The sequence below is a fragment of the Nostoc sp. genome (assembly GCF_054880495.1).
The window spans coordinates 1-24,695 of record NZ_JBTYKD010000318.1 but is presented as its reverse complement, the minus strand read 5'-3'; the positions used below and the strand labels follow the sequence as shown (position 1 = coordinate 24,695).

At 41.3% G+C, this 24,695-nt stretch carries 16 protein-coding genes; 10 read left to right on the top strand and 6 right to left on the bottom strand.

The window, feature by feature from the left end:
• Positions 1 to 612, bottom strand: a 612-nt coding sequence (locus tag ACYTXL_RS27670; RefSeq protein WP_461927486.1) for a filamentous hemagglutinin N-terminal domain-containing protein, incomplete at its 3' end; no start/stop codon positions are given.
• A gap of 541 nt (positions 613 to 1,153) precedes the next feature.
• Here ACYTXL_RS27670 and ACYTXL_RS27665 point away from each other — a divergent pair.
• Positions 1,154 to 3,997, top strand: coding sequence for a CHAT domain-containing protein (locus ACYTXL_RS27665; protein ID WP_461927485.1), 2,844 nt, complete (start codon positions 1,154 to 1,156; stop codon positions 3,995 to 3,997).
• 277 nt (positions 3,998 to 4,274) lie between these two features.
• Here the strand turns inward: ACYTXL_RS27665 and ACYTXL_RS27660 are convergent, their stop codons facing one another.
• The 5 genes from ACYTXL_RS27660 to ACYTXL_RS27640 form a co-directional block, all read right to left on the bottom strand.
• Positions 4,275 to 4,898 carry a hypothetical protein gene (locus ACYTXL_RS27660; protein ID WP_461927484.1) on the bottom strand — a complete coding sequence of 208 codons (624 nt, stop codon included), beginning with the start codon at positions 4,896 to 4,898 and terminating at the stop codon, positions 4,275 to 4,277.
• A gap of 143 nt (positions 4,899 to 5,041) precedes the next feature.
• On the bottom strand, positions 5,042 to 9,010 hold the full coding sequence (locus ACYTXL_RS27655; protein ID WP_461927483.1) for a two-partner secretion domain-containing protein: 3,969 nt from the start codon (positions 9,008 to 9,010) through the stop codon (positions 5,042 to 5,044).
• Positions 9,011 to 9,030: 20 nt separating this feature from the next.
• Entirely contained in the window at positions 9,031 to 9,762 is a 732-nt protein-coding gene (locus ACYTXL_RS27650) for a DUF928 domain-containing protein (RefSeq protein WP_461927482.1), read from the bottom strand.
• Between the two features lie 52 nt (positions 9,763 to 9,814).
• On the bottom strand, positions 9,815 to 11,716 hold the full coding sequence (locus ACYTXL_RS27645; RefSeq protein WP_461927481.1) for a sensor histidine kinase: 1,902 nt from the start codon (positions 11,714 to 11,716) through the stop codon (positions 9,815 to 9,817).
• Positions 11,717 to 11,751: 35 nt separating this feature from the next.
• A complete protein-coding gene (locus tag ACYTXL_RS27640; protein WP_461927480.1) occupies positions 11,752 to 12,462 on the bottom strand; it encodes a response regulator in 711 nt (236 codons plus the stop codon).
• Positions 12,463 to 12,754: 292 nt separating this feature from the next.
• Here ACYTXL_RS27640 and ACYTXL_RS27635 point away from each other — a divergent pair, with 292 nt between their 5' ends.
• The 9 genes from ACYTXL_RS27635 (at position 12,755) to ACYTXL_RS27595 (ending at position 24,426) form a co-directional block, all read left to right on the top strand.
• The gene (locus ACYTXL_RS27635; RefSeq protein ID WP_461927479.1) at positions 12,755 to 12,931 is read left to right on the top strand and encodes a hypothetical protein; all 177 of its coding nucleotides are present in this window, start codon (positions 12,755 to 12,757) and stop codon (positions 12,929 to 12,931) included.
• A gap of 972 nt (positions 12,932 to 13,903) precedes the next feature.
• A complete protein-coding gene (locus ACYTXL_RS27630; protein ID WP_461927478.1) occupies positions 13,904 to 15,574 on the top strand; it encodes a cytochrome b5 domain-containing protein in 1,671 nt (556 codons plus the stop codon).
• Positions 15,575 to 15,880: 306 nt separating this feature from the next.
• Positions 15,881 to 17,173: a type III polyketide synthase gene (locus ACYTXL_RS27625; RefSeq protein WP_461927477.1), complete on the top strand. Its 1,293-nt coding sequence runs from the start codon at positions 15,881 to 15,883 to the stop codon at positions 17,171 to 17,173.
• A gap of 54 nt (positions 17,174 to 17,227) precedes the next feature.
• Positions 17,228 to 19,054: an ATP-binding cassette domain-containing protein gene (locus ACYTXL_RS27620; protein WP_461927476.1), complete on the top strand. Its 1,827-nt coding sequence runs from the start codon at positions 17,228 to 17,230 to the stop codon at positions 19,052 to 19,054.
• A 134-nt stretch (positions 19,055 to 19,188) separates the two neighbouring features.
• A complete protein-coding gene (locus ACYTXL_RS27615; RefSeq protein ID WP_461927487.1) occupies positions 19,189 to 20,769 on the top strand; it encodes an efflux RND transporter periplasmic adaptor subunit in 1,581 nt (526 codons plus the stop codon).
• 16 nt (positions 20,770 to 20,785) lie between these two features.
• Positions 20,786 to 22,075 (top strand): ABC transporter permease, encoded by a 1,290-nt coding sequence (locus ACYTXL_RS27610; RefSeq protein ID WP_461927475.1) that lies wholly within the window; start codon positions 20,786 to 20,788, stop codon positions 22,073 to 22,075.
• Between the two features lies 1 nt (position 22,076).
• Positions 22,077 to 22,745 (top strand): ABC transporter ATP-binding protein, encoded by a 669-nt coding sequence (locus ACYTXL_RS27605; protein WP_461927474.1) that lies wholly within the window; start codon positions 22,077 to 22,079, stop codon positions 22,743 to 22,745.
• A gap of 276 nt (positions 22,746 to 23,021) precedes the next feature.
• Positions 23,022 to 23,357: a hypothetical protein gene (locus ACYTXL_RS27600; RefSeq protein WP_461927473.1), complete on the top strand. Its 336-nt coding sequence runs from the start codon at positions 23,022 to 23,024 to the stop codon at positions 23,355 to 23,357.
• A gap of 124 nt (positions 23,358 to 23,481) precedes the next feature.
• Positions 23,482 to 24,426: a YHYH protein gene (locus ACYTXL_RS27595; RefSeq protein WP_461927472.1), complete on the top strand. Its 945-nt coding sequence runs from the start codon at positions 23,482 to 23,484 to the stop codon at positions 24,424 to 24,426.
• Positions 24,427 to 24,695 lie beyond the last annotated feature (269 nt).

Here is a 24,695-nt window from a genome sequence, read left to right as displayed (position 1 = left end):
CCCCGATGAATCTTTTCCTACTGCTGCAACTGAGTTATTTTGAATCGCTGCATTTTGATTAAGCTGATTAAACCACAACGCCGAAGGCTGAATCGTCAATAATGGCGGCGCTTGCGGATTTGTCGCACTAAAGAATCCTTGATTCCCAAACTGCACTCCATTGGCTGTTGTCCCAACAAAACTCCCCTGCACATCTAACCGCGCATTCTGCCCAAATAAAATCCCATTGGGATTAATCAAAAACAAATTTGCTGCACCAGCAACTCCCAATGTCCCGAAAATATTTGACGCATTTCCACCCGTTACCCGCGTCAATATATTTTCTATCCCAATAGGATTGGCAAAATACACTCGTTGCCCATCTGGGATATTGAACTCACTGAAACTATGAAAAAGATTGCTTCCTCGTGCTGCACCACCCTCAATTTTGTCGCCCAGTGCGCCATTAATTAACACATTTTGCTTGATTTGAGAAGCTTCTCCACCCAATGTATTATCGGGTGTAATTTGTGCCTGGGCTGGTGAATAAAGGCTGAATGCAGTGGATATGAGACATAATAAATAAATAATACTTTTAATACTGGCTTTTTCAGAATGATGTGCTTGATTCATAAGTAATTTTCCTTGGAAAAATTAAAATAATAGGACTTACGCACTGTACAAATGCATCGTGATGTACATTAACGATCTTGAGGTTGTTTTAGGCTTTTCTTAATTATCCTGCGATCGTAAATAGATCATGCTGTAGGGGCACAGCATTGCTGTGCCCTTACGAAAAATATGGTTTTTAACCTTGATTCATATTTGGTATTTCTTGTCAATGCGTAAGTCCTAAATAAAATCCACGATATTGCTTATGCAAATGTTTTTTATCAGTTGTGAGAAGTCCAGGCTAGATGATCATTCAATAATACCAGCAGATAGCAGCTTACGTAAATTGCACAAAACTGCACACTTTTGAAACTTTCAGTTTGTTCTGCTGATTTATGGTAGTTTAAACAATAAAAGCTATAGCATTTCCTAATCTAGTCAGGTACAGCTTAACCTCACCCCGATAAAGCTGTGCTTTATCTCCCCTCTCCTTAATAAGGAGAGGGGCTGGGGGTGAGGTTTTAATTAATTTGAATAAGAATAACTTTATCGCATTTTCAATATGAAAACCAAAAATCAAAAGATATTGCTCTCTGTGCCTCGCCTGATGCACATATTGCTGAAGGTTGTAAATTTTGGCAAGATGCTAATTCATCTCTTTATCCACCAACATCAAAAGCTAAATCGTCATCAATTTATCAAAGTATTATTTTTCGCAACCCTCCTAATCTGTTTATTCTTTGGACAAGTCGTATCCGCACAAACTCCAAATGCTAGTTTACTCGTTGAACAAGGAATTAAAGACTATAATGCCGGAAATTTTCCCAATGCGGTAAAACACTGGCAAGAAGCATTAAATCAATATAAAAATAATCCCTCAGAGGCGGCGATTGTCAATGAAAATTTGGGGCGTGTCTACCAACAACTAGGACAAAACAAAGAAGCTATTGAGTCGTTATCGGCAGCAATTCGTGACTATACTGCTGTGGAAAATTTCCAGCAAGTGGGACGAATGCAGTCAGAACTCGCCCAAGTTTACAGCAATTTGGGACAACCTCGCAAAGCGATCGCACTTTTATGTGGTCAACTGGTAGAAAAGTCGAAAATATCAGAAAATCAAGGGAGTCAGCAAATAGAATGCACTCCCGAAAGTGCCGCACAAATCGCCACCAAACACAACGACAAACGCGGTAAGATTGCGGCTTTGGGAATTCTCGGTGAGGCGTATCGGTTAATCGGAAATTATGACCAAGCAATTATATATTTACACGCGGCGCAACAAGTCTCTCCAGAATATGACTTTTTGGTGTTAAATAGTTTGGGTAATGCTTACAGAAGTCGCGCTCAATTGCATGAGTTACAAGCAAATTCTGCAAACCAAGCTGGTATTGTCACTAAAGAAAAGGAATTTACCAATAAGTCGGCGGCAGATTACAACCAAGCCCGCGAATATTTTCAGAATAGTATCAAACTTGCCCACAACCAAAAACAACCTTTAGCAGAGATGCGGGGATTATTAAATTTAATTCAGTTGGGTTCCCAGACAAATGAAACGAAAGTTATCAGCGATGAAACCTTTAATAATGCCCATAAAGATGCTTTGAAGCTTCTCGAAGATTTACCCGATTCAGCAACAAAAGTTTATGGGGCAATTGATTTAGCATACTTGCAGCGCCATTCTCAAGGAACTTCGCCCTTTACCTACTGTTCAACTCAGATACTTTCATCGGATAACGAAGCATTAAATTTGCTGAAAAGCTCAGTATTAATTAGTAATAACTTACAAGACAATCGTCTACAATCTTATGCTAATGGTGCTTTAGGACATTTTTGGGAATGCCATCAAGATAGTAAACAAGCATTAAGATATACCCAAAATGCAATCATCGCCGCAGATAAAAAGTTGAGTGCAAAAGATAGCTTGTATTTGTGGGAGTGGCAAGCTGGACGGATTTTAGATCATAAAAATCGCAAAGAAGAAGCGATCGCATCCTATCAAAGAGCATTTGAAATCTTGGAAGATATCCGCCAGGATATTTTGACCGCAGAACGTGATGTGCAGTTTGACTTCCGCGATGTCGTTCGGCCATTGTACCGCACATTGGCGCGATCGCGGCTCGATCTGTTGGAAGTTGGGGCAATTGCAGACAAAGGACGTGCGAAGGAATTATCGCAAGTAGTCGAAACCATCGATGCGTTGAAACTTGCAGAATTACAGAATTATTTTGGTAATGATTGCATTTTGAGTGGGTTGAATCCCAAACAGGTGGGCGAACTCCTGGAAGATAATAGTGCAGCGTTTAAGAATACTGGGTTTTTGAGTTCGATAATTTTAGATGGCAAAACCGGGATATTATTGCAATTACCTAATCAGACAACCAAATTTAAGTGGATTGAAGACCCCAATCAAAAAGGTACAAGTAAGATAGTTAGCAGCGACAGGCTACAGAAAAAAATTGCCGAGTTTCGTACTGGATTAGTTAGAGGAGAAGAAGAAGTTAACTACGATACAACAACTGCGGCAGAGCTTTATGATTGGATAATTCGCCCCTTTGCTGGAGATATTAAACCTGAGACAGTCAAAACCCTTGTGTTTATTCAGGATGGGTTTTTGCGTAGTGTACCAATGGCAGCACTTTACGATCGCCAACAACAGAAATACTTAGTCGAAACCTACGCAGTTGCTACAACTCCTAGTTTACGACTTACTACACCCAAAGTACGCGATGGTCTCCGACCGACCAGAGGTCAACGCAGTACGCAAAAGGCGTTAATTTTAGGTTTGACACAACCAGCCACAATTGATGGAAAGTCTTTTGGTAAGCTTTTTTCAGTTCCCGAAGAAGTCAGTGCAATTAAAAGTCTATTTCCCAATTATACCGACCTGATCGACGATAACTTTGTCCCCGAAAGTTTTAAACAAAAACTTGAGAAAACAACATACCCCATTGTCCATATAGCTAGTCACGCTCAATTTGGCATTATTCCCGAAGACACCTTCATTGTCACAGGCAAAAACCAAAAACTTACCATCAATCAATTAGAAAACTCACTGCAAAACCTCAACAGCAAATTAGATAGCGTCGAACTTCTCGTACTTACGGCGTGTGAAACCGCAGTTGGCGACGACCGGGCCACACTAGGATTAGCTGGAGTTGCATTACAAGTTGGCGTTAAGAGTGCGATCGCGTCTTTGTGGAGTGTCACAGATGCATCGACAGCCGAACTAGTCAAAACATTTTACACCAATTACCGCAACGCTGGTATGAGTATTGCAGAAGCACTGCAAAAAGCCCAAATTAGGATGATTAATGCTAAGAAATTACCGTCATCTGAAGGTATAAATATCAAGTATGATAACCCAGTATATTGGGCGCCAATGATTGCGATCGGTAATTGGCTTTGAAACCCACAAATCCCCCTGACTTTTCATGGAATCTAGAAAATCTCTCTCCGTTTCGGATATTGGAAAACCTCACCCTGTCCTGGCGGACATCCCTCTCCTTACTAAGGAGAGGGACAGGTTTTGCGTAGCATAACCAGAGTGAGGTTTTTTGCGCTCGGATATTGGAAAACCTCACCCTGTCCTGGCGGACATCCCTCTCCTTAGTAAGGAGAGGGACAGGTTTTGCGTAGCATAACCAGGGTGAGGTTTTTTGCGCTAACTATGCGGAAGTTAATCATTATTCAATAATTCCAATCAATATTTGCATTAAAACATCTAAATCATCAGGCACACGATACAAAGTAATATCTTGAGTAATATGAAGAAGCTGTTGTTCTAATAAACCAAAACACCAAGCATCACCTACTGTGACTGCACCATAAAGAATATCTTGTTCTTCTGCTATTGCCAAAGCGATTAACTCTGCTGATAGTTGAGTAAAACCTCTTGACAAATCGTCGTTTTTAGCCTCAACTACCAAAAAATTTTTACCTCTTTCATCTGTGTTGGTATTTCGCAGTAAATAATCTAGATTACCTTTCAGTTGAGAACTTACCTTGAGAGGATATTCTAAACGCATTTGACACTTACAAAAACGCACTAATTCCGAAAGTACTGGTGCCACCAGAATTTCTCGACGTGCAGTTTCACTCGATAAAGTTACTAGTGGTAACAACTCCTCGATTTGCTGACGTAATTCAGGTAAACGTTGTGGTATACGTTGAGAAGAGGGTAAGGTCATACGCGCACGCGAAAAGCTATAACCCAATTCAGCTAAAATATCTTCTGTTTCATAAGGTAACTCGAAGTAAGAACGAAAAGTGTAACTCTGTCCTTCTTGCAAAATTTTTAGTTTAGACATAATAAATCCGACATATAGCTAATAAGAAAGCGTCCTAACTCTTCCACACAGTGAAGTCAACTTAGCCTAATTATAAGTATGTTGATTCGTTTTAAGGGCGGTCTTTTATGCCTAAATTGTTTCTAACAAATAAATCATACCTTTCACTGACATTTTCGACTGAGTACCAACCGTCCATCAGCAAGTCGATAAGCACCAGTAGGTTCGATAATTAGCTCGCCTTTTTTCCAAGTCCGCGATGTGTTATCGCTGACATTTCGCACCTCACCAGTCGAATAGATTGAGATTGAAGCATCGTTAGGGCTGTTACGTAAAGCACCAGAACCCGTGATGAAAAATGTACCGTCTTGCTTGGGACTGCGAACAATGCAACTATTGGCGATCAGGGCGTTAGTATCGATGACGTTTGGTGAGAATTCGGTGAAGCTGTTTTGAATAGAATTGGTATCGGGTGCATTAATTTTAATTACACCTGAAACGCCTAATGCGGAACTTGCAGTAATATCGCTTTTATCAGTTGGCTTTGGACGCGGCTCGATACCAAAGATACCTTGCGAGTTGATTTGGACTTTTCCGCCTGTGCCGGTGTATGCGTTGGCGCTGATGTCACTGTTTTCTTCGGGGATGGCGACGATGAATTTGGAGTTGATATTGATATTACCGCCATCGCCACCAGCTTCGCTTTTACCTGCGGTGCTGGAAATGAAACCGCCACGGCGCAAAAGTAATAAATCAGCGATATTGAGGGTGATGTTACCACCATTACCTGCATTCGTTGAAGAAGCGATTCCACTATTGCTTTTACCAAGAATTTCCAGAAAATTAGCATTAATTCTAATATCTCCAGCTTCACCTTTACCTATGCTGCTGGAGATAATTTGGGCATCACGTATGTCAAGATTATTGGTAGTAATATCTATATCACCACCTTTACCGTTACCCCTTTTCTGAACTGATGATGTTATACCAGTGAATAACTCACTGTCTGAACCGTGTAAATTAATTTGCTCGGCATTAATCGTAATATTTCCTGCATTACCTTGATTAAATGTGGTAGCAGAAATTTCTCCGCCATTGCTGAGGTTTAAGCGTCCTGTTGTAACATCAATGCTTCCCCCAGAACCAATTCCTCCCGTTTGCAATTCAGCAAATAAACCTGATGGTGCAAATGAACCATCTAGTCGTTCTCCACCAACCCCAGTAATATCAATAGAATCAGTGGCATGAACCACCAAATCACCCCCTTGTCCTCGCCCCGGCTGCACTGAGGTTGAAATGTTTCCACCATTACTCAACCGCAACCGTTCCGTGTCAATCGTTATCGTGCCACCTCTTACATCTGCATTACTTGCAGTCACATCTGAGGATAAGTAACTGTCTAAGTAACTGTCACTGATATCATGAAGACCCCCATCCAATTCTACATCTTTGGCGTGGATAGTAATATTTCCTGCATTACCACTGCTTCTAATGGATTCGGTGCTTATATATCCTCCTTGAGTTAGGGAGAGTCGAGGCGTTTCAATTGTTACATTGCCACCATTCCCAGAGCCAAAGCCAGTGTTACTTGATACATAGCTTCCTTGAGTTAGGGAGAGTTGGGGCGTTTCAATTGTTACATTGCCACCATTCCCAGAGCTAGCAGTATCACTTGATATATTACTACTACCGCTAATATCCACGTATCCACTAGCTTTAATAAAAATGTTAGCTGCATTTGCATTGCTAAAGGTAGTCGTTCTGATATCACTCCCATCTTTGAGATTGAGTCGCTGGGTTTCAATGGTGATATCCCCTGCTGTTGCTTGAGTTGTACCTCCGAGTGGTAGAAAAACACCTGTAGATATATCACCTTGAGTCACCTCAACCGCATTCCGAGCCTGAATGGAAATAGAGCCGACACTTCCAGTACCATATGCAAGTGCTATCACTCCACTTCCTGATAAATTATTTTGAACTCGCAAAGTGCCTGTTTCAATTTGTATATTGCCTGTTGAACCCGAACTTGAACTGTAGAGTCCCAAATTACCTTGGTTAGTGATATTGACGGCATCTGTAGCTCGCACAGTTAAGTTCCCCCCATTACCTGCACCTCCAGAGTTAACAGAGATATAGCCACCATTGACGTTAATCGACTCCCTAGCATTGAAGGTGAGGTTCCCTCCATTGCCTTCACCATAGCTATATATGCCAAATTTACCACTATTTTCTACTGTTCCATCTCCGGTAATTGTGATTTTCCCGGCATTGATGGTAATATCACCACCCGCACCCGCAGCATTGCTGTCGGAAGAAATCGAACTGCGGTCAGTGACATTGACGGCATCTGTAGCTCGCACAGTTAAGTTCCCCCCATTACCTGCACCTCCAGAGCTAACCAAGATCAAGCCACCATTGACGTTAACCGACTCCCTAGCATTGAAGGTGAGGTTCCCTCCATTGCCTTCACCATCGCTAAATATGCCAAATTTACCACTATTTTCTACTGTTCCATCTCCGGTAATTGTGATTTTCCCGGCATTGATGGTAATATCACCACCCGCACCCGCAGCATTGCTGTTGGAATAAATCGAACTGCGGTCAGTGACATTGACGGCATCTGTAGCTCGCACTGTCAAGTTTCCTGCATTACCTGCACCTCCAGAGCTAACATCAATAAAGCCACCATTGACGTTAACCGACTCTTTAGCATTGAGGGTCAGGTTCCCACCATTGCCTTCAGCACGGCTAAATGTGCTAATTTTACCACTATTTTCTACTGTTCCATCTCCGGTAATTGTGATTTTCCCGCCATTGATGGTAATATCACCACCCGCACCCGCAGCATTGGTGCCGGAAGAAATCGAACTGCGGTCAGTGATATTGACGGCATCTGTAGCTCGCACAGTTAAGTTTCCCCCATTACCTGCACCTCTAGAGCTAACAGAAATAAAGCCACCATTGACGTTAACCGACTCCCTAGCATTGAGGGTGAGGTTCCCTCCATTGCCTTTACCATTAGTCGATGCGCTAATTTTGCCACTATTTTTTACTGTTCCATCTCCAGTAATTGTGATTTTCCCGCCATTGATGGTAACATCACCACCCGCACCCGTAGCCTCAGCATTGCTAGCAGACAAAATCGTACTGCCGTTAGCGAGAGTTACTGCATCGTTGGCTTGAATTTGAATATCACCACCCTTCGCTGCACCAGAAGTAACACTCAGAACGCTAGAGTCGTTGTCTAAATTAAATTGAGTCGCATCAACAATAATTGAGCCGCTATTGTTACCGAAAAGACTAGAACCGTTTAGAGCGATTTTTCCACCAAAAAGCTCAATTGCACTATTTTCACCTGTAGCGAAAATGTTTGCATTCGTTAAGTTGATGGGTGCGCGTCCGAAATTTTCTGGGAAATTAAAACCCAATGAGGAGCCATTGACATTCAGCCCAACGGTTGTATCTGTACTGACTGCTCCCAATTTCACTTGTCCATTTTCCGTAGACAAAGAACTACCATCCAAGCCAATTTCACCACCCATAAGTGCTAAAGTGCTACCAGAACCAACAGACAACTCATTAACTGCTTGGTTAGTAATACTTCCTGGTTGCGAACCAAATTGCAAACCAATTGGTACATTGATACTCAACAACGGCGGTGCTTGGGGATTTGTAGCGCTAAACTCTACGCCATTGGGAAAGACTAAACTATTTGCTGTTGTCCCCAAAAAAGAACCCTGCAAATCCAAACTCGCATTTTTACCAAACACAATCCCATTGGGATTTAGCAAAAACAAATTTGCATTACCTAATACTCCCAATTTCCCGAAAATATTCGACGAGTTACCACCAGTAACGCGAGAAAAGATATTTGTTATCCCTTCTGGATTGGCGAAATAAACGCCTCGACCTTCACCTACGTTAAAATCTTGAAAACTGTGAAATAGGTTAATACCACGAGCCGCACCGCCGCCGATGCGGTCATTATCTTTATTAATCGGAATGATAACCGATCGCTCTATTCCAAGGGTATTATCGGGAGTTAACTGAGCAAAAGTAGGGTGAATAGAAACTGCGATACCACCCACGCACCCGAACAATCCCACTACACCAAACCGCAAAATTTCCACCATTTCTATTCTCCCCACTGCCTCTATATTCTTTCGCTGGAAATTCTCTGGATATCTTCGATGCGTTGTTTAATGATTTGGATATTGCCTTCGCTTCCTGTGGGGATTTCAGACTGTGCGAGTTCTTGAACTAAAGTTGCTCCAGTTTGACCCAATTTACCATTACTGGTTGCTTTCAATGCTTCTTCAAATGCTTCATACCACAGTTCATTTTCCGCATAATAATTTGCGCTTTCTGGGATGCTAGAAAATCGGTTCTTAGCTAGTGATTGAGGATTGATGACGGTAAAATCTGCATTGCTCACAATTGGACTCGCTTCGCAGTCAATTGCGATTTGCCAGAAATATGTTTTACCTACAGTTAGTTCAGGATAATCGGTGGGAAGTTTTAATTTGTTGATCCCGATTATTGTTGATATTTCTTTAACTTTGCTGATTTGTTTCACGGTTTTCGGTGAATCAAATTCAAAGAGTCGGAATCGCACGGTTTGGGAACTTGACATATACCAAGCAAACATTGGACGTGTGGAAGCGGTTTTACCGACAAATGTCACAGGTGCAAGCTGCGTCACAGGGATACCATTACTCGAACATCCACGCGAACCACCCGCACGAGAATATCCACTGGCAGGTTTGCGATCGCGTGGTTTAAACTCAGCATTTGCGGGAGCTGCGCTAATTAAAAAAATCACTCCCACAATTAAACTTGTAAGTCTGCGGCTATGTAGCCAAAATCCCAAATATTTATCACTCATGGTAAATGTTGGTAATTGTATGGTTATCTACTAATAAGAAGACTTTTAAAATCTAAACTTCCTTCGTAGGTTTCCAACTAAGTTCGCATATTGTCCCGCGAGGCGAAAGTGATTCTCGTCGAAACTCTCCTTTTAATTGTCTGGCGAGTAGTTTAGAATGTTTTGTGCCTTTATTTTCGAGCTTTGATTGAATCCCAGAACCGTTATCTTTGACGCACAACTTGTATTGATTTGCACCATAAACACCCGTTGCTTGAACACGCTTTACTCCTTGGGCATGTTTGCCAATATTACACAAAGCTTCTTCCAGAAAGAGACAAATTTCACGTTTTCGTTCCATACTTAAATATTTATCATCAATCGGGTCAAAATTGCGAATTTTTACTTTTAATGTTTTAAAATATTCAAAATCGTGACGATCTAATGTACTTGAATAAACTTCATATAACAAATCATGAAGCGGTCGATTCAATTCGAGGATCAATCCGCTTCCTAAACGCAAACTCTCTTCCTTTGTTAATGTTTCGAGTTTGAGAAATTCGCCAATTTCCCGAATTTCTCGATCGAGTTTTTCAAATTGTCCAAGCAGTTGTTCATAGGGTACATCTTTAGCACGCATGTGCTTTAATCCATAGGCTAGGGTTTGCAGGGGGCCATTATGAATTACGGTAAAAGTGTGTTGAATTGTGTTTTGACGTTCGTTAATTTGCGATCGCAAGAATTTATCGTGCTGGTAAAATGCAAAAGCACTCAAGCCAACCCCATTTACAGCTAATATGATCAAACTGGGTGCTACAGGAATCCATAGACCCCACAACCACAGCATCACATAGCCGTAGCTAAATAGACAAACTCCCGCTAGACAAACACTAAATAGATTTCTCCAGACAGATTGGGTCAGCCGTCCGATAATGATCGGTAGAAAACCCCAAATAACTATCCATATGTATTCTCCCATATCTTCCCAACTGTGCAACATTGGGCGACCATCGATTACACTACTGAGAATTTGACTGATGACGTGAGCATGATAGTCAACACCGTAAATCTGACCCTTTAATTCTAATGTGGGTAAAGCAGATGTATAAAAAATATCACCGACACTCAGATTTCGGTTGCCAACTAAGACAATGCGATCGCGCAACAATTTTGCATAAATGCTCTTATTTTTATCATTGAGAATATCGCGTAGCGACACAACATGAAAAGGCTGATAATTGTTGCGGAAGTTCATCAAAATTGACAATCCCCCATCCCCATGATTAATGTCCACATATCCACCGAAATTATCGGTGATCCGGGGTAATTCAGTCCCCTGAATCATGATTGTATTCGGGTCATTTTTCCCAGTTTCCAAATCAATCTTTTTGCTTTTAAAGTACCTAGTAACTAACTGTAGCGCTAGAGAATATTTATCTTCTTTCTCATTCTTCGGGTTGGTTGTATATAACAAATAGCGTCGATTTTTAGTATCTGCATCATTAAATAAATCAACAAATCCAATTTGTTCAGGTGGCAAACTTCGGGGTGGAGAAATCTCTGCTGGTCGTAATATTTTTTCAATACTAATAATATTAGTATTTTTTTGCCATACCTTGGCAAGTTGTTTGCCACCAGGTTCAACGGGAACGTTTTTGAATATATCCAGTCCAATTTCTAGCGGTTTATAGGTTTCCAGCTTGGTGAGTAACTCTGCAATCTTCCCATCTGGAACCGGATATTGCTTAACCCATTCAATATCTTTTTCGTCGATCCCCACAATTACTACACGTTCATCGGGTTTTTCTGGGGGACGCAGACGTAACATCGTATCCAGGAACATCCATTCTAAAGATTGCATTCCTCCAAGCATCCGGATCAAGATCACCAACACTAACACCAGTATTCCCGGAGGTGCAGCAACAGACCACAACCCAAATTCTTGGGTTATGCGATTCCAAATTCTCCTTCTCATCTAGTTTTTTTCAGCATTAATTTTCACCGTCTGTATTAATCAATTAAACCTTCTTCACGGGAACGAATTTCGGTTTGGATTCGCATATTTTTACCAGCTTGCTTGCAGTCTTCAGGATATACCCCCAAAACATCCTGAATCTTCGTCCAGTAAGTCCGCACGGCTCGTTCTGATTTATACATTCGTTCCGCGATCGTTCGATCTGTCAAACTCTCTTCAAAAGCCAACCGCAACACCTCCAACCATTCCGGTTTGAGTTCGATCCCGGTTTTGATGTCTTTCGTGTGAGTTGCACCATGAAGTGCCAAATTAACCCGCATTAGCATTTGATCTTCGGGTAATCCTTTGTCTGCGATCGCAAACCCACCTTGATGATTATCAATCTCGTGTTTGATCCGGATTAACGCTTTCACATAACTAGTTTGCACCATGAAATTCTGAAGGGGATATTCTTGCAGCAAAGTTTGCAATAGCTTAATTCCGGTATCAATTTCTGCTGTCTCCCCTTGCTGATCGGGAATTGATAAATCCATCACAATCAGGTCAAACTCGTGAAATTGAAGTTGATAAAGTGTCTCTTTTCCCGTCTGAGCCTTAATAATAGAAGCTTCGGGATACTCTCGACTTAATACATCCAGGGTACCAGTCAAAATTAATTGATGGTCATCGACAACAAGAATACCCAGCTTTTTTTCCACTGGTAAACGTCCATAAACTTGATCTTTTTGCAAACTTATCCCTACCATATTTTCACCTAATATGCATCCAAATTAAATTTTTCTTAAACTTTACGAAAATCCCATCCTCCACGGTGTTTACTTTGCTGACTTTTCACGGGATCTCGAAAACCTCTCTTGAAAAGCTTTTCGCTCTTCTTTATCTCTCTTCTAGAAGAGAGACTTTGAATTTTCTCCCTTAGAGCGTCGGGAAGGGGGTCAGGTTTTTCGTGGGCTTTTCCACATAACCTGAATTGTCAGGTTTAAGTAAGTAGGTGAGAATAAATCAAAGTAGATTAAGTAATGTAAAAAATATTCAGATGTGTTCCTAGTAAGGGCTACGCTGCGGGAACGCTTCTCTACGAGAGGCTTCTCTACGAGAGGCTTCGCCAACGCCAACGCCAACGCCAACGCCAACGCCAACGCGAATAGCCCTCAAATTAGGACTAAAGTCCTTACTACAAACCTGGAATTATTCACGCCGCTCTACTTACTTTGAGACTCATATCTTGCACATTTTACCCCCAACTTTACTCGTTGAAGTATGACTTATTTTAACTGGAGATGAATTTTCAAGCTATGCAGAAAAGTGCAAACCTGGAGATGTAAGTTTATTTTTATTAATCAATTTAATTTATAAATTGGAAAAACAAAGATATTTGCTCCTATTAGTAGTGTCAATGAGTCAACAGTATATCGTATTATCAGAAAAATTGAAGATATTCTCATCAGTTCAAGAGAATTTTCGCTTCCTGGAAAGAAAAAGCTTTCCTACCAAAATTCTCAGATAGAAGTAGTGGTAGTGGATGTTACGGAAAGCCCGATAGAACGTCCTAAAAAAAACAGAAACAATGTCCTCAAGACCAAAGGCTATCATCTAGAACACAACTTTGGACTATAAACAAGCGAATATTCGTTAATTGTGCAGTTTTCTGCAATCAGGCGATCGCATTTGTGCATTCTCCAGGTATAAAAGCTGCAAGCAAACAAGCAGAAAAGGTAGATGTGTGGCATAAATATTTCGGTTATTGTCTAACTCATCGGCAAGAGTAAAAGTACTGACCGCTAATTATTTCCTTGCTTCATGTTCAGAATTTCGCTCATTTAAGATTGCTGTTGTTACCCAAACCAAAATGGAATACCTGAATTTTTAAACAGTGAAATTTGAGAATAGCTCGACGCACGAAAATCAGTGTTTAGTTTGCTAAGAATAAAGTAACTAAGCCGCTAAAAAACTTACAACTGTACAACAGATTATCAATTACATCAGTAAAAAATTCAGATTGGTATTCATCAATCTATAACTTCTCCATCAAAGTTGTAGATTTTCTCAAGGATTGAAAAGGTAAATCTTGACTCATATCAAATAGCTCAATTACCAATATGACTGATAAAGACCAATGCTAAATTTAATGTCAGCTTTACCGCAAATTTATCAAACCACCACAATATTAAGGAGTTAAAAAGCGTCATGAATGCAATAGTAGAAGCTTTAAAACACAGCCCAATCTTTAGACGTAAGGAGAATGCTGGAGATATTTCCAAAGCTGTTGTCGTTCAAAATACAGCGATTGTTGAACATATTAGCAACAACACTCAAACAAAGCCAGGATTAACTCCAGGATTAACTTCTGATGAGATTGTAAAAGAAGCACCACCTATTACCCCTAACGTCTTCAATCAAGGAAATCCAGAACAACCTCTTGATGAGGACAAGAAAGAGTCTGGCAACGAACCACCTCCTACTCTGCCTAACGCATGGATTTACGATGGGCAAGCATACGATTTATCTGATTTCATCAAACGACATCCAGGTGGTGAGTTCTTCATTGGACGAATGAAAAATAGAGACATCACTATACTGGTCAATATTTTTCATCCCAATCCCCAAAAGGTTAAAAAAATCCTCAAGAAATATGCCTTGAATAGACAAGCTGTACCTGAAGACATTCATCCCAAATATGCTGCTCCAGAATTTTTATTCCGTGAAGGTTTTGATAGTTGGAGAGATACTCCTAAGTTTGATTTTGACAGCCAAGAGCGGCTTCTTGATCGGATCAAGACAAGACTAAATACCCCAGAAATGAAAAAGAAAATTGCTCAAATCGATTTCCTATTTGATGCGGTTACAATCATTTTAGGTATCATCTATATTCTTGTGCAAGTGCTGCGGTTAGGTTTTACGCAGTATATGCCAATTTATCTGTTTGTCCCTCTGATGGTGGGGCTGAGAATCTCACTAGCTGGTGCTGGTCACTATCTCATCCATCGACCACAAGTTGGGTTGAACAAAGCACTAGAACAGATTTTTGATATTAACTACGTTCCTATGGCTTTCGTAGTTACTGATGGCCACAGCTTAATGCACCATCCATGTACTCAAAGCGAAGTTGATATTAAGAGAAATGTTTTCACTGCGATGTTAGAACTGCCTCGCTTTTATAGGATTCCAATTCATAGCATACATAAATTTGCACATGTTCTTACTGGTATGTTCGTGCGGTCTTTTGAGATATGTATATTGGGGTTCAAGTTTGGTGTTAAAGACTTATACGGCTCTTGGCAAGGAAGTCTTCTTCATTATGTAGGACTGTTTGCTATGCGTATACTTCTTTTTGGTGAGTTAATTATGTTTTGGTTACATGGCGATATAGGAGCTTGGCTTGCCCAATTTATTCTAAGTCTATGGATTAGTACGTTCATGATTGTTGCTAGTCATGACTTTGAAGAAACAAAAAAAGATGACTCTATTAAAGAGACAGGAGATTGGGCAGTCTTTCAAATCCAAAACTCTTACGATTTGACGATGATTGGCAATAAGTATGTAGACTGCTTTCTGTCGGCTGGTTTGAGTCCTCATCGGGTACATCATGTACTTCCTTATCAAAAAAGTGGCTTTGCAAATATCATCAGCGAAGATATTGTCCGAGAAGAGGCAGAGAAATATAATGTCGTTTGGTTGCAACCAAAGAACTTCTTTATCGATCGCTTACCAATTTTGCTGAAACATTATTTATTAAGTCCATCAAGGATGGCTCAAGAAAATAAATTTGGAATTTTGCAGGAACATCTTCATCCACAACAATTACTGACATCGATACAATACATATTCAAAGGGTTTGCTGGTATTGGTTCAATCTAATCGGACAACACAGTTTTGATTCATACACAAAACATTTCTAGAGCAGGTAAACAGATTGAAGATATCCCGCACAGCACACTTATTTAACCCTAAAGTTTAACCAATCTGGAAAAACTGTCAGAAATAATTCAAGTGTTGCGGCGCTATTTAGGGGCAGATAAAGAATTTGTTTGTATTTTATCCTCAGCGTTCGCCTCCATTTCTCATTCACAGAAAATATCCTCTTAGGAGCCAACTCTTAAAGATTTCCTAAGATTTGTTAGCAATTTTTGCAGTGTACAAGTAATAAATAGGGAGAAAAGCTAGATGAATACTAAAACTACAACAAAAAAATACAAGCGAATAAGTAAATATCCTTTAACTGTCCCAATTCCGGTTCAAGGAAAACAGAGTCTTGAACAACCTAATGTTGTTAAGTTTCAGCAGCTTTTACCCACAATTGATGGTATTGCTACCGGTACTCCTAACAAAGTCATTCGCCAATCTGATGCAGCTAGTTTTGTTGCTCAACTTCCTAACTTGGCTGAAAATCAATCACGAATCGGTAAAATCTACAATAATACTCGAATTGAAACAAGACATCTAGCTATTGATTTGTTATCAGAAGAGGGAATGGCGCTAACAGCGAACGACAATCCGATTCAGTCTCGGATGCAATTGTATAAAGAGTATGCTTTTCCCCTAGCGGAGAAAGTTGCTAGAAAAGCATTAGAATCTGCGGCTTCCAGTGTAGAGACTAACAATTATTTGCACTCAAAGTTGAACATTGAAGACTCTATTCGCCTAATTGTTTTTGTCTCAAGTACAGGCTTCATTGCGCCAGGTGTAGACACAGAATTGATTAAGAAGCTGGGACTCAAACCAGACACAGCTAGAGTTACAGTCAATTTTATGGGTTGTGCAGCCGCAATGAATGGACTGCGTATTGCTTGCGATCATGTACTAGCTCATCCCAACAACAAAGTTCTTTTAGTCTGCCTTGAACTTAGTTCCGTGAATGCAGTATTTGCAGATGAAGTTAATGATGTAATTATTCATAGCATTTTTAGTGATGGCTGCGCGGCTGTAGTCATCGGAGCTTGTGAAAAAGAACAAGCGATCGCTCAAGGTAAAGTAGTAATTAAAGATCACCTCAGTTACCTGATAGAAAACACTGAAGATGGTATAGTTCTCGGCATCCGGGATAATGGAATTACTTGTCAACTTTCACGTCAGTTACCAGACTATATTAAAAATGGTGTGGGTTCAATTATCGAACGTTTTCTCGCAAGCCATTCCCTAACTAAAGACAATATCGATTTGTGGGCTGTTCATCCAGGTGGTACACGCATTATTGAGAACGCACAAAATTCTCTGGGACTAACTGATAATCAAGTTGCTGATAGTTGGGAAATACTACGTGAGTATGGCAATATGCTGAGTCCATCAGTATTATTTGTTATGGAAAGAATGCTACTTAAATGCCAGGATTTTAAAACGGCGAACAACTTAAATTATCAGAGTCAAAACGCATCTCAACAAACCAAAGTATTAACGGGAATTGCTTTTTCATTTGCTCCAGGGGTTGGAGTAGAAGGTATCCTGTTTCAGAAGCTATAGATAAAGAAGCGGTCAGAATTCAGAAGTCAGAATTAGAATAGGAAAAATAGAAGTATGAGATTTATTCGCTTTTTATTAGAAGTATCATGGCGAACCATCGTGATTGCAACTATCACAGGCTTAATTAGTGGTGTGATTAATGCAATGCTCATATCACTGATAAATCGAACTGTCAGTCAAGCATCATTCCCGAATGCACTGTTATATTTTGCTGGATTAGGTTTGATTGCTCTTTTCACTAGTACCATCACGCAATTCATCCTCATACATCTGTCGCAAAATGCCATTTACCAATTGCGATTAAAGATGAGCCAAAACATTTTATTTTCACCTTTGCAACATTTAGAAAGACTGGGAGAAAGCCGTCTACTTGCTACATTGACTGATGATGTGCGAGTACTTTCCCACGCGGTATCTGCGATTCCTAACATCTGTATCGATCTGGCTACTGTTATTGGCTGCTTTTTTTACTTGGCTTTGATTTCCAATATTATATTTGCGTTGACGATCGCTACATCTATTTTAGGAATGTGGTGCGTGCAGATGAGAATCGGTAAAGCACAAGGTTTGTTTGCCTTAGCACGGGAGGAAGAGGATAACTTATATAAGCATTTTCAAGGTCTGACGAGAGGCATTAAGGAACTGAAACTGCACAAATCAAGAAGAAAAGATTTTTACTCTCAGCACTTGCAAGGCAGTGTAACAAAGCTACGTCAAAAAAATACGATTGCAATGCAGAATTTTGCGATCGCTAATGGGTTAGGACAACTTTTACAATACTCTAGTTTAGCACTGGTGCTTTTTATCCTGCCCTCCTTAATTTTGATCCCACTGCCACTGCTATCAACTTACGTCCTCACCATGACCTACTTATCCCTGCCACTGCAAAACCTATTGCGTAGGTTACCAGATCTCTTGCAAGGCAATGTTGCTCTGGAAAAAATTGAAATGATGAAGCTATCATTAACAGAAGAATCGGAAAGCGATCGTCAAGTTAACGCTCACACCATCAAGCCAGCAACTCAACTTGAACTGAAACTAGAACTTGACCAAGTAACATATTCCTATCATGGTGTTAACCATGATAAAGGGTTTGGGCCACACGCTGGATCTTTGCATATCCCACCAAAACATCAGCACAAACCAAAACAAAAACATCAACCAGGAGATATGCCTCCATTGCCTCCCCAGGAAGAGAAAGGGTTTCTCCTCGGCCCAATTAGTTTAACTTTGCAGCCAGGACAAATAACCTTTATCATTGGCGGTAATGGTAGTGGCAAGTCAACTTTAGCCAAATTGATTACAGGGTTGTATCCACCAATAACTGGCTCAATTTATCTCGATGGAATACTAATCACAGAACAGAATCAGGAATGGTATCGCCAGCAATTCTCTGCTATATTTTCTGATTTCTACCTTTTCGACAGTTGTTTAGGATTCAATCATGCCAATCTCGATGGAGAGGTTGAAAGTTATCTCAGGCAATTGCAATTAGATCATAAAGTGCAAGTGAAAAATGGTGTTTTATCAACAATTAACTTATCCCAGGGACAGAGAAAACGCCTTGCTTTACTAACAGCTTATCTAGAAGATCGGCCTATTTATTTATTCGATGAGTGGGCTTCTGACCAAGAGCCACACTTTAGAGATGTATTTTACAGACAAAGCCTTGTCAAACTCAAAGAGCGCGGTAAAGCAGTTATCGTCATTACCCATGATGACCGTTACTTTCATCTGGCTGACCAAATAATCAAACTTGATTATGGCAAAATTGAACCCGGTTATGTTCAGCAAAATGGATACCTCAAATCAACCCCAAATGAACTTGGGAAAGCTGATGATTCATTCGGGTACGAAACTACAAAATTCAGCCAAACATAGGTGATACCAATTCTCCAAAAAGAAGCAACAGATGTGAATCAGGAAAGTCATACTGCATCTAAATTGCTCTCTTCGTAGGAAGGCGAAGCCCATTGCGAATTGCTATGAGTCTGGTTTTTATTCAAGGAGCGAACATGGCATTAAATCCTATCGATCCCATTAATTACTCAAATCTGCCTGAGCTAGACTCCAAATCTGCACTCCCAACCATCAAGAAACCAGTTATAAAAAAATGGTTACTAAGATTACTCTCTCTATTTCTGCTTGTGGGCGGTAGTTATCTTGCTTATAATCAACTTGTTAAACAACAACCGTTAGCAAATCAACGCCCACCAATAGTGCCTTTAGAACGGGGCAATTTTGGGATTACTGTGTCAGCCAATGGCACTGTTGAGCCTGAGCAGGTAATCAACCTCAGTCCTAAAACTGCCGGAATTATTAAAAGCCTGTTAGTTAAGGAGGGTGATTATGTCACCAAAGGGCAAGTATTAGCTCGCATGGATGACTCCAATTGGCAGGGGCAATTAATCCAAGAACGGGGAAAACTGGCACAAGCACAGGCAAATCTACGCAAACTGGTTGCGGGCAATCGCTCTGAAGATATTGCTCAGGCACAGGCCAAGCTAGAGGAATTACAAGCGAAAGTACGTAAACTTGTAGCAGGTAATCGCTCTCAGGATATTGCTCAAGCCCAAGCCCGTTTAAACCTAGCCCAAGTTAGTGTACGCAAAACCGAGGATGAATTTCGCCGCAATCAACAACTTTATCATGCTGGAGCAATTTCTCTACTCAGCTTAAACCAAAAACTTGCAGACCGGGACAGCGCCCAAGCCCAAGTAGCGGAAGCGCAACAAGCGCTATCTCTGCAAGAAGTGGGAAGTCGTCAAGAAGATATCGAACAAGCCCGTGCAGAGGTAAAGCAGCAACAGCAACTACTGAAGCTCCTAAAAGCAGGAAGCCGTCAAGAAGATATTGACCAAGCCCGTGCAGAGGTGATGTCTGCTCGTGGTTCGTTGCAAAATATCCAAACGCAGATTGACGACACACTCATTCGCGCACCCTTTGATGGGATTATCATTCGCAAGTATGCCGATCCTGGTGCTTTTGTCACGCCAACAACAGCAGGAAGTTCGGTTTCTTCTGCAACCTCCTCATCGATTCTGGCTTTGGCTGATACTAACCAAGTTGTAGCCAATGTCTCAGAGAGCAACATTGCTCAAATTCGTATCGGTCAACAAGTGGTTATCAAGGTAGATGCTTATCCCACAAAAACGTTCTCAGGCAAAGTATCGCAAATCGCGGCTCAGGCAACAGTGGAGCAAAATGTGACTAGCTTTGAAGTGAAAGCTGCTCTTGTTGGAGATGCTAACAAGTTCTTGCGCTCTGGGATGAATGTATCTGTGGAGTTCCAAGTTGGTCAGTTGCAGAATGCGCTCACCGTACCTACGGTTGCTATTACACGCCAGCAGAATGTTACTGGTGTTTTTGTAGCACGTAAAGGTGAACTGCCCAAATTCACTCCGATCGCAACTGGAGCAACGGTGAATAATCGTACCGAGGTGAAAACAGGGCTTGACGGAACTGAGCAGATATTGATTAGCCCCCCACCTTCACCAAAAGAGAAATCTGGTTTTTCTTTGCCCAATCTCTTCGGAGGCTCTAAGGAAGGGTCTCCGGGGCCACCGCCCGGTGGTGGTGGCCCTCCCCCTCGTTAATTTCAGGTGTAAAACAATGAGGATTTCTTTACGCTTACCTCAAAGTATGCCCGTGAATCGGCATACCGCAACTGTGCCAACAATGGAAATTCTGACAATGGCAGTTGAGGCATTGTGGAACAACAAGCTCCGCACTGCATTGACGATGTTGGGCGTAATTATTGGTATCACTTCTGTAATTGCAATTACTTCCGTTGGGCAGGGTGTACAAAAAGCTACAGAACAGCAAATCCAGGCTTTAGGAACTGATGTTTTACAAATTTTTCCCGCTTCTGCTAGGACGGGTGGTATCAGTCAAGGGGTGGGTTCTAGCTCAACCTTAACTTGGCAAGATGCCAAAGCAATTCAACAGCAGGCTCCGGCGGCTGAAGTCGTTTCGGCTTACTTGCAACGCCCAGGACAGGTTGTTTACGGTAACTTAAATCACTCTACCAATATTGTGGGAATCGATTTAAACTATCTGCAAGCGAGAAATACTAACCTGACTCAAGGTAGGTTTTTTACTGCCCAAGAAATGGATGTTGCTAAATCGATCGCTATTTTAGGCCCAACAGTACGAAATGAACTATTTGGCAGCAATGGCAATGTCATAGGCGAACAAATTCGCATTCAACGTAACATTTACGAAGTTATTGGTGTATTTGAAAAGAAGGGTTCGGAAGGCTCGATGGATCGAGACGATCAAGTATTTATTCCCCTAACAAATATGTCAAGTCTGGTCGTTGGTAATAATGCTTTAAATGGGTTTGCTGTGAACGGAATTTATATCAAAGTAGCCGATGGAGACCAGTCAAAAACAGCTGAATTTCAGGTCGTCAATCTGCTGCGTCTGCGTCATAATCTTAGTCCATCGCAATCCGATGATTTCACTATTAGAAATCGCACAGATATTGTAAATACTTTCTCAACTGTAGTGGGTTTGTTTACAGTCATGATAGTGGCGATCGCTAGTATTTCTTTGCTAGTGGGAGGCATTGGCATCGCTAACATCATGTTGGTTTCGGTGGTTGAGCGCACACGAGAAATCGGCATTCGCAAAGCTGTGGGAGCAACTAATTCGGCAATTTTGCATCAGTTTTTAGCCGAATCTGTGGTGATTTCTAGCGTAGGCGGCGGTATTGGTGTGGGAATTGGCATTTTGATTGCTTTCGCCTCGGCGATGATGTTCAATTTTCCCTTTGTAGTCTCTGTTTGGTCAGTCGTGTGTGGGTTTGGATTGTCTTTTATCGTTGGGTTACTGGCTGGGGTGATTCCGGCTCGTAATGCGGCTCAGTTAGACCCAATTGTTTCATTACGGAATGACTGAGATGACAACCATGATTTGGATGCAGGCGATCGCCAAAATTTACCGCCTGGGTGAAGTAACTGTGCCTGTACTTAAAGGAATTGATTTAGCAATTGAGGAAGGAGAGTATGTTGCCATTATGGGGCCATCTGGTTCGGGTAAATCCACGCTGATGAACCTAATAGGCTGCCTAGATCGGCCAAGCGTTGGAAATTATGTTTTGGAAGGCAGAAATTTGACTACTCTTGGCAATGACGAACTGGCGCATATTCGTAATCAACGGATTGGCTTTGTCTTTCAGCAATTCAATCTGTTACCGCGCTCCACGGCGCTTGAGAATGTGATGTTGCCAATGATTTACGCCAATATTCCCAAGGAAAAGCGCCGCCAGCAAGCAATTCAAGCACTAACGCGAGTGGGATTAGCCGAGCATTTGTTTCATCGTCCCAGCCAACTATCTGGAGGACAACAGCAACGAGTGGCGATCGCTCGTGCGCTGGTTAATCGACCTGCGCTTGTGTTAGCAGATGAACCAACCGGCGCACTAGACACGGAAACATCCCAGGAGGTGATGGATTTACTTACCGAACTTAATCAACAACGCATCACGATCATCATTGTTACCCACTCACCTGAAGTGGCCGCTCAAACAAAACGAGTGATTCGAGTCCAAGACGGTTTGATTATGTAACCATTTTTATAATTTAAGTACCATTACAAAATTAATTACAGACATTGTTTTCCCTATTGCCTCTCCTTATATCTTGCACCTCTAAGTAAAAATCCAGACAAAGTAATAAGATGCGCGATAAAGCTACCTAAATTTTATTGGCTTTTATCGCTAAAACAAGGGCTTTAGATAAATACTGAGTAATTAAAGTACATCAATTTTTCTTGGTGCAAGATGTGAGTCTCTCCACGAATGAAATTAATTTTGCCCAACTATGTAAAGACGAGTTTGATATTTATGCGGATTAATCAATTGTTCATCCTAGTTACTCTTTCTCTAACAATAGGAGCTTGTAATTTGTTAACACCACCACCAAATCAGACAGCAGGACAACAACCGCCGCCCCGCGTTGATTTTGCCAGTGCTGCCAAAAAATTAGGAGTTACCGAAACCCAATTAAAAGCAGCTCTTGGAGTACCTGAGAAACTGCCGACACAGCCTTTATCCAGCCCTCCTCCACGTCCTGATATCAAAGGCGCGGCAACAAAATTAGGCGTAACTGAGAGCAAATTAGTTGAAGCTTTGGGGATTCCACCCAAACCTCCGGGTGATCAGTCTTCTACGACAAAATAAACTAAAGTGAACTACTCAGACTTGCCTAAGGCTGAAGTCGTAGCTCTCCCAATTCATCGGCAATAGCCTCCAGAACTCCGTAGTTTTTTTGGTCTTATATTCCCTCCAAGGGCAGGAGTATGCTATGAAACTTTGCTTTGTGAGAATTTTTGTCGTCTTTGTGACATTGTTTTTTATATGGTCTTACGCTAATCAACCAATCACATCTCCATTTCCCTCACGACCTGCTGCCCAGACATTGGCAAACAATATACCAAAGACAATAAATGTTGACCTTGAGCATTTACCAATTGGTGATGGGCGAGTTTCGGTGCAACCCAAAATGGATTATGTTTGGTCATGCAGAACCCTTTTCAGAAACAGAGGAGGAGCGCACGCCAGTGGAGATTGGATTCAAGCAGACGGCACTTATAACTTGACAGCTAAACCAACTGTTGATGGCGCAGTTAATTGGCCAAGTCAGTTCAAAATTACGCAGCAAAAAAGTATTCGGACAATTACCAGTAACAGACTGCCAAAAAGTGTAACAGGTAAGTTTCCCATCTCGTCTAAGGATGATGCTTACGCTTACGATCGCAATCCCAATTCCATTACAGCTCAAGCATACCAAATCAAGCTGCCAGCCATCCCTGAAGTCGCAGAAGATACATCATGCTTACCAATGGGAGCGATCGGTGTTTTGCTCAATGGTGGATACTTTTTTAATGCTCTTGATGAGCGTGGGGAAGATGCTGTCGCCCACGAAATCCAAGATAGCTGTCAAGGACATCCAGAGAGGGGTGGGGCATACCACTACCATAGTGTTACATCCTGCTTGGAAGCTCAGTGTAAACAACACTCTGCTCTAGTAGGTTATGCATTCGATGGATTCGGCATCTATGGTCATTGCGCTGAGAATGGTAAAATACTGACTAATGCTGGTCTTGATTCGTGCCACGGTCATACCCACGAAATTACATGGGATGGCAAAAAACGGAAGCTATATCACTATCATGCAACTTGGGAGTATCCTTATACGGTCGGATGCTATCGAGGTAAGCCGAATGTTGTAAAAATTACACATCAGTAGATAGACGTAGAAAAACATTAGCTGCCGTGATGTTCTGTTAGCAGTTTAATTTTCTTTTTTGAGGCCATGGCTGCAAATACATCCTAAAATTACATAGCTATGATTACAGTCAACAATAAATTAGTGCTAGAAGTTAAACCTGTCAAAGCTTTTGCTCACTCCCTAATATATTTATTCATCTAACCCTCCAGGAGACCCCCACCAAAACTGTACTCAGTTTGGTGGTGGGAGGAATGGAGGGTTAATTGTGAAACGTCCCCCTCGTTATT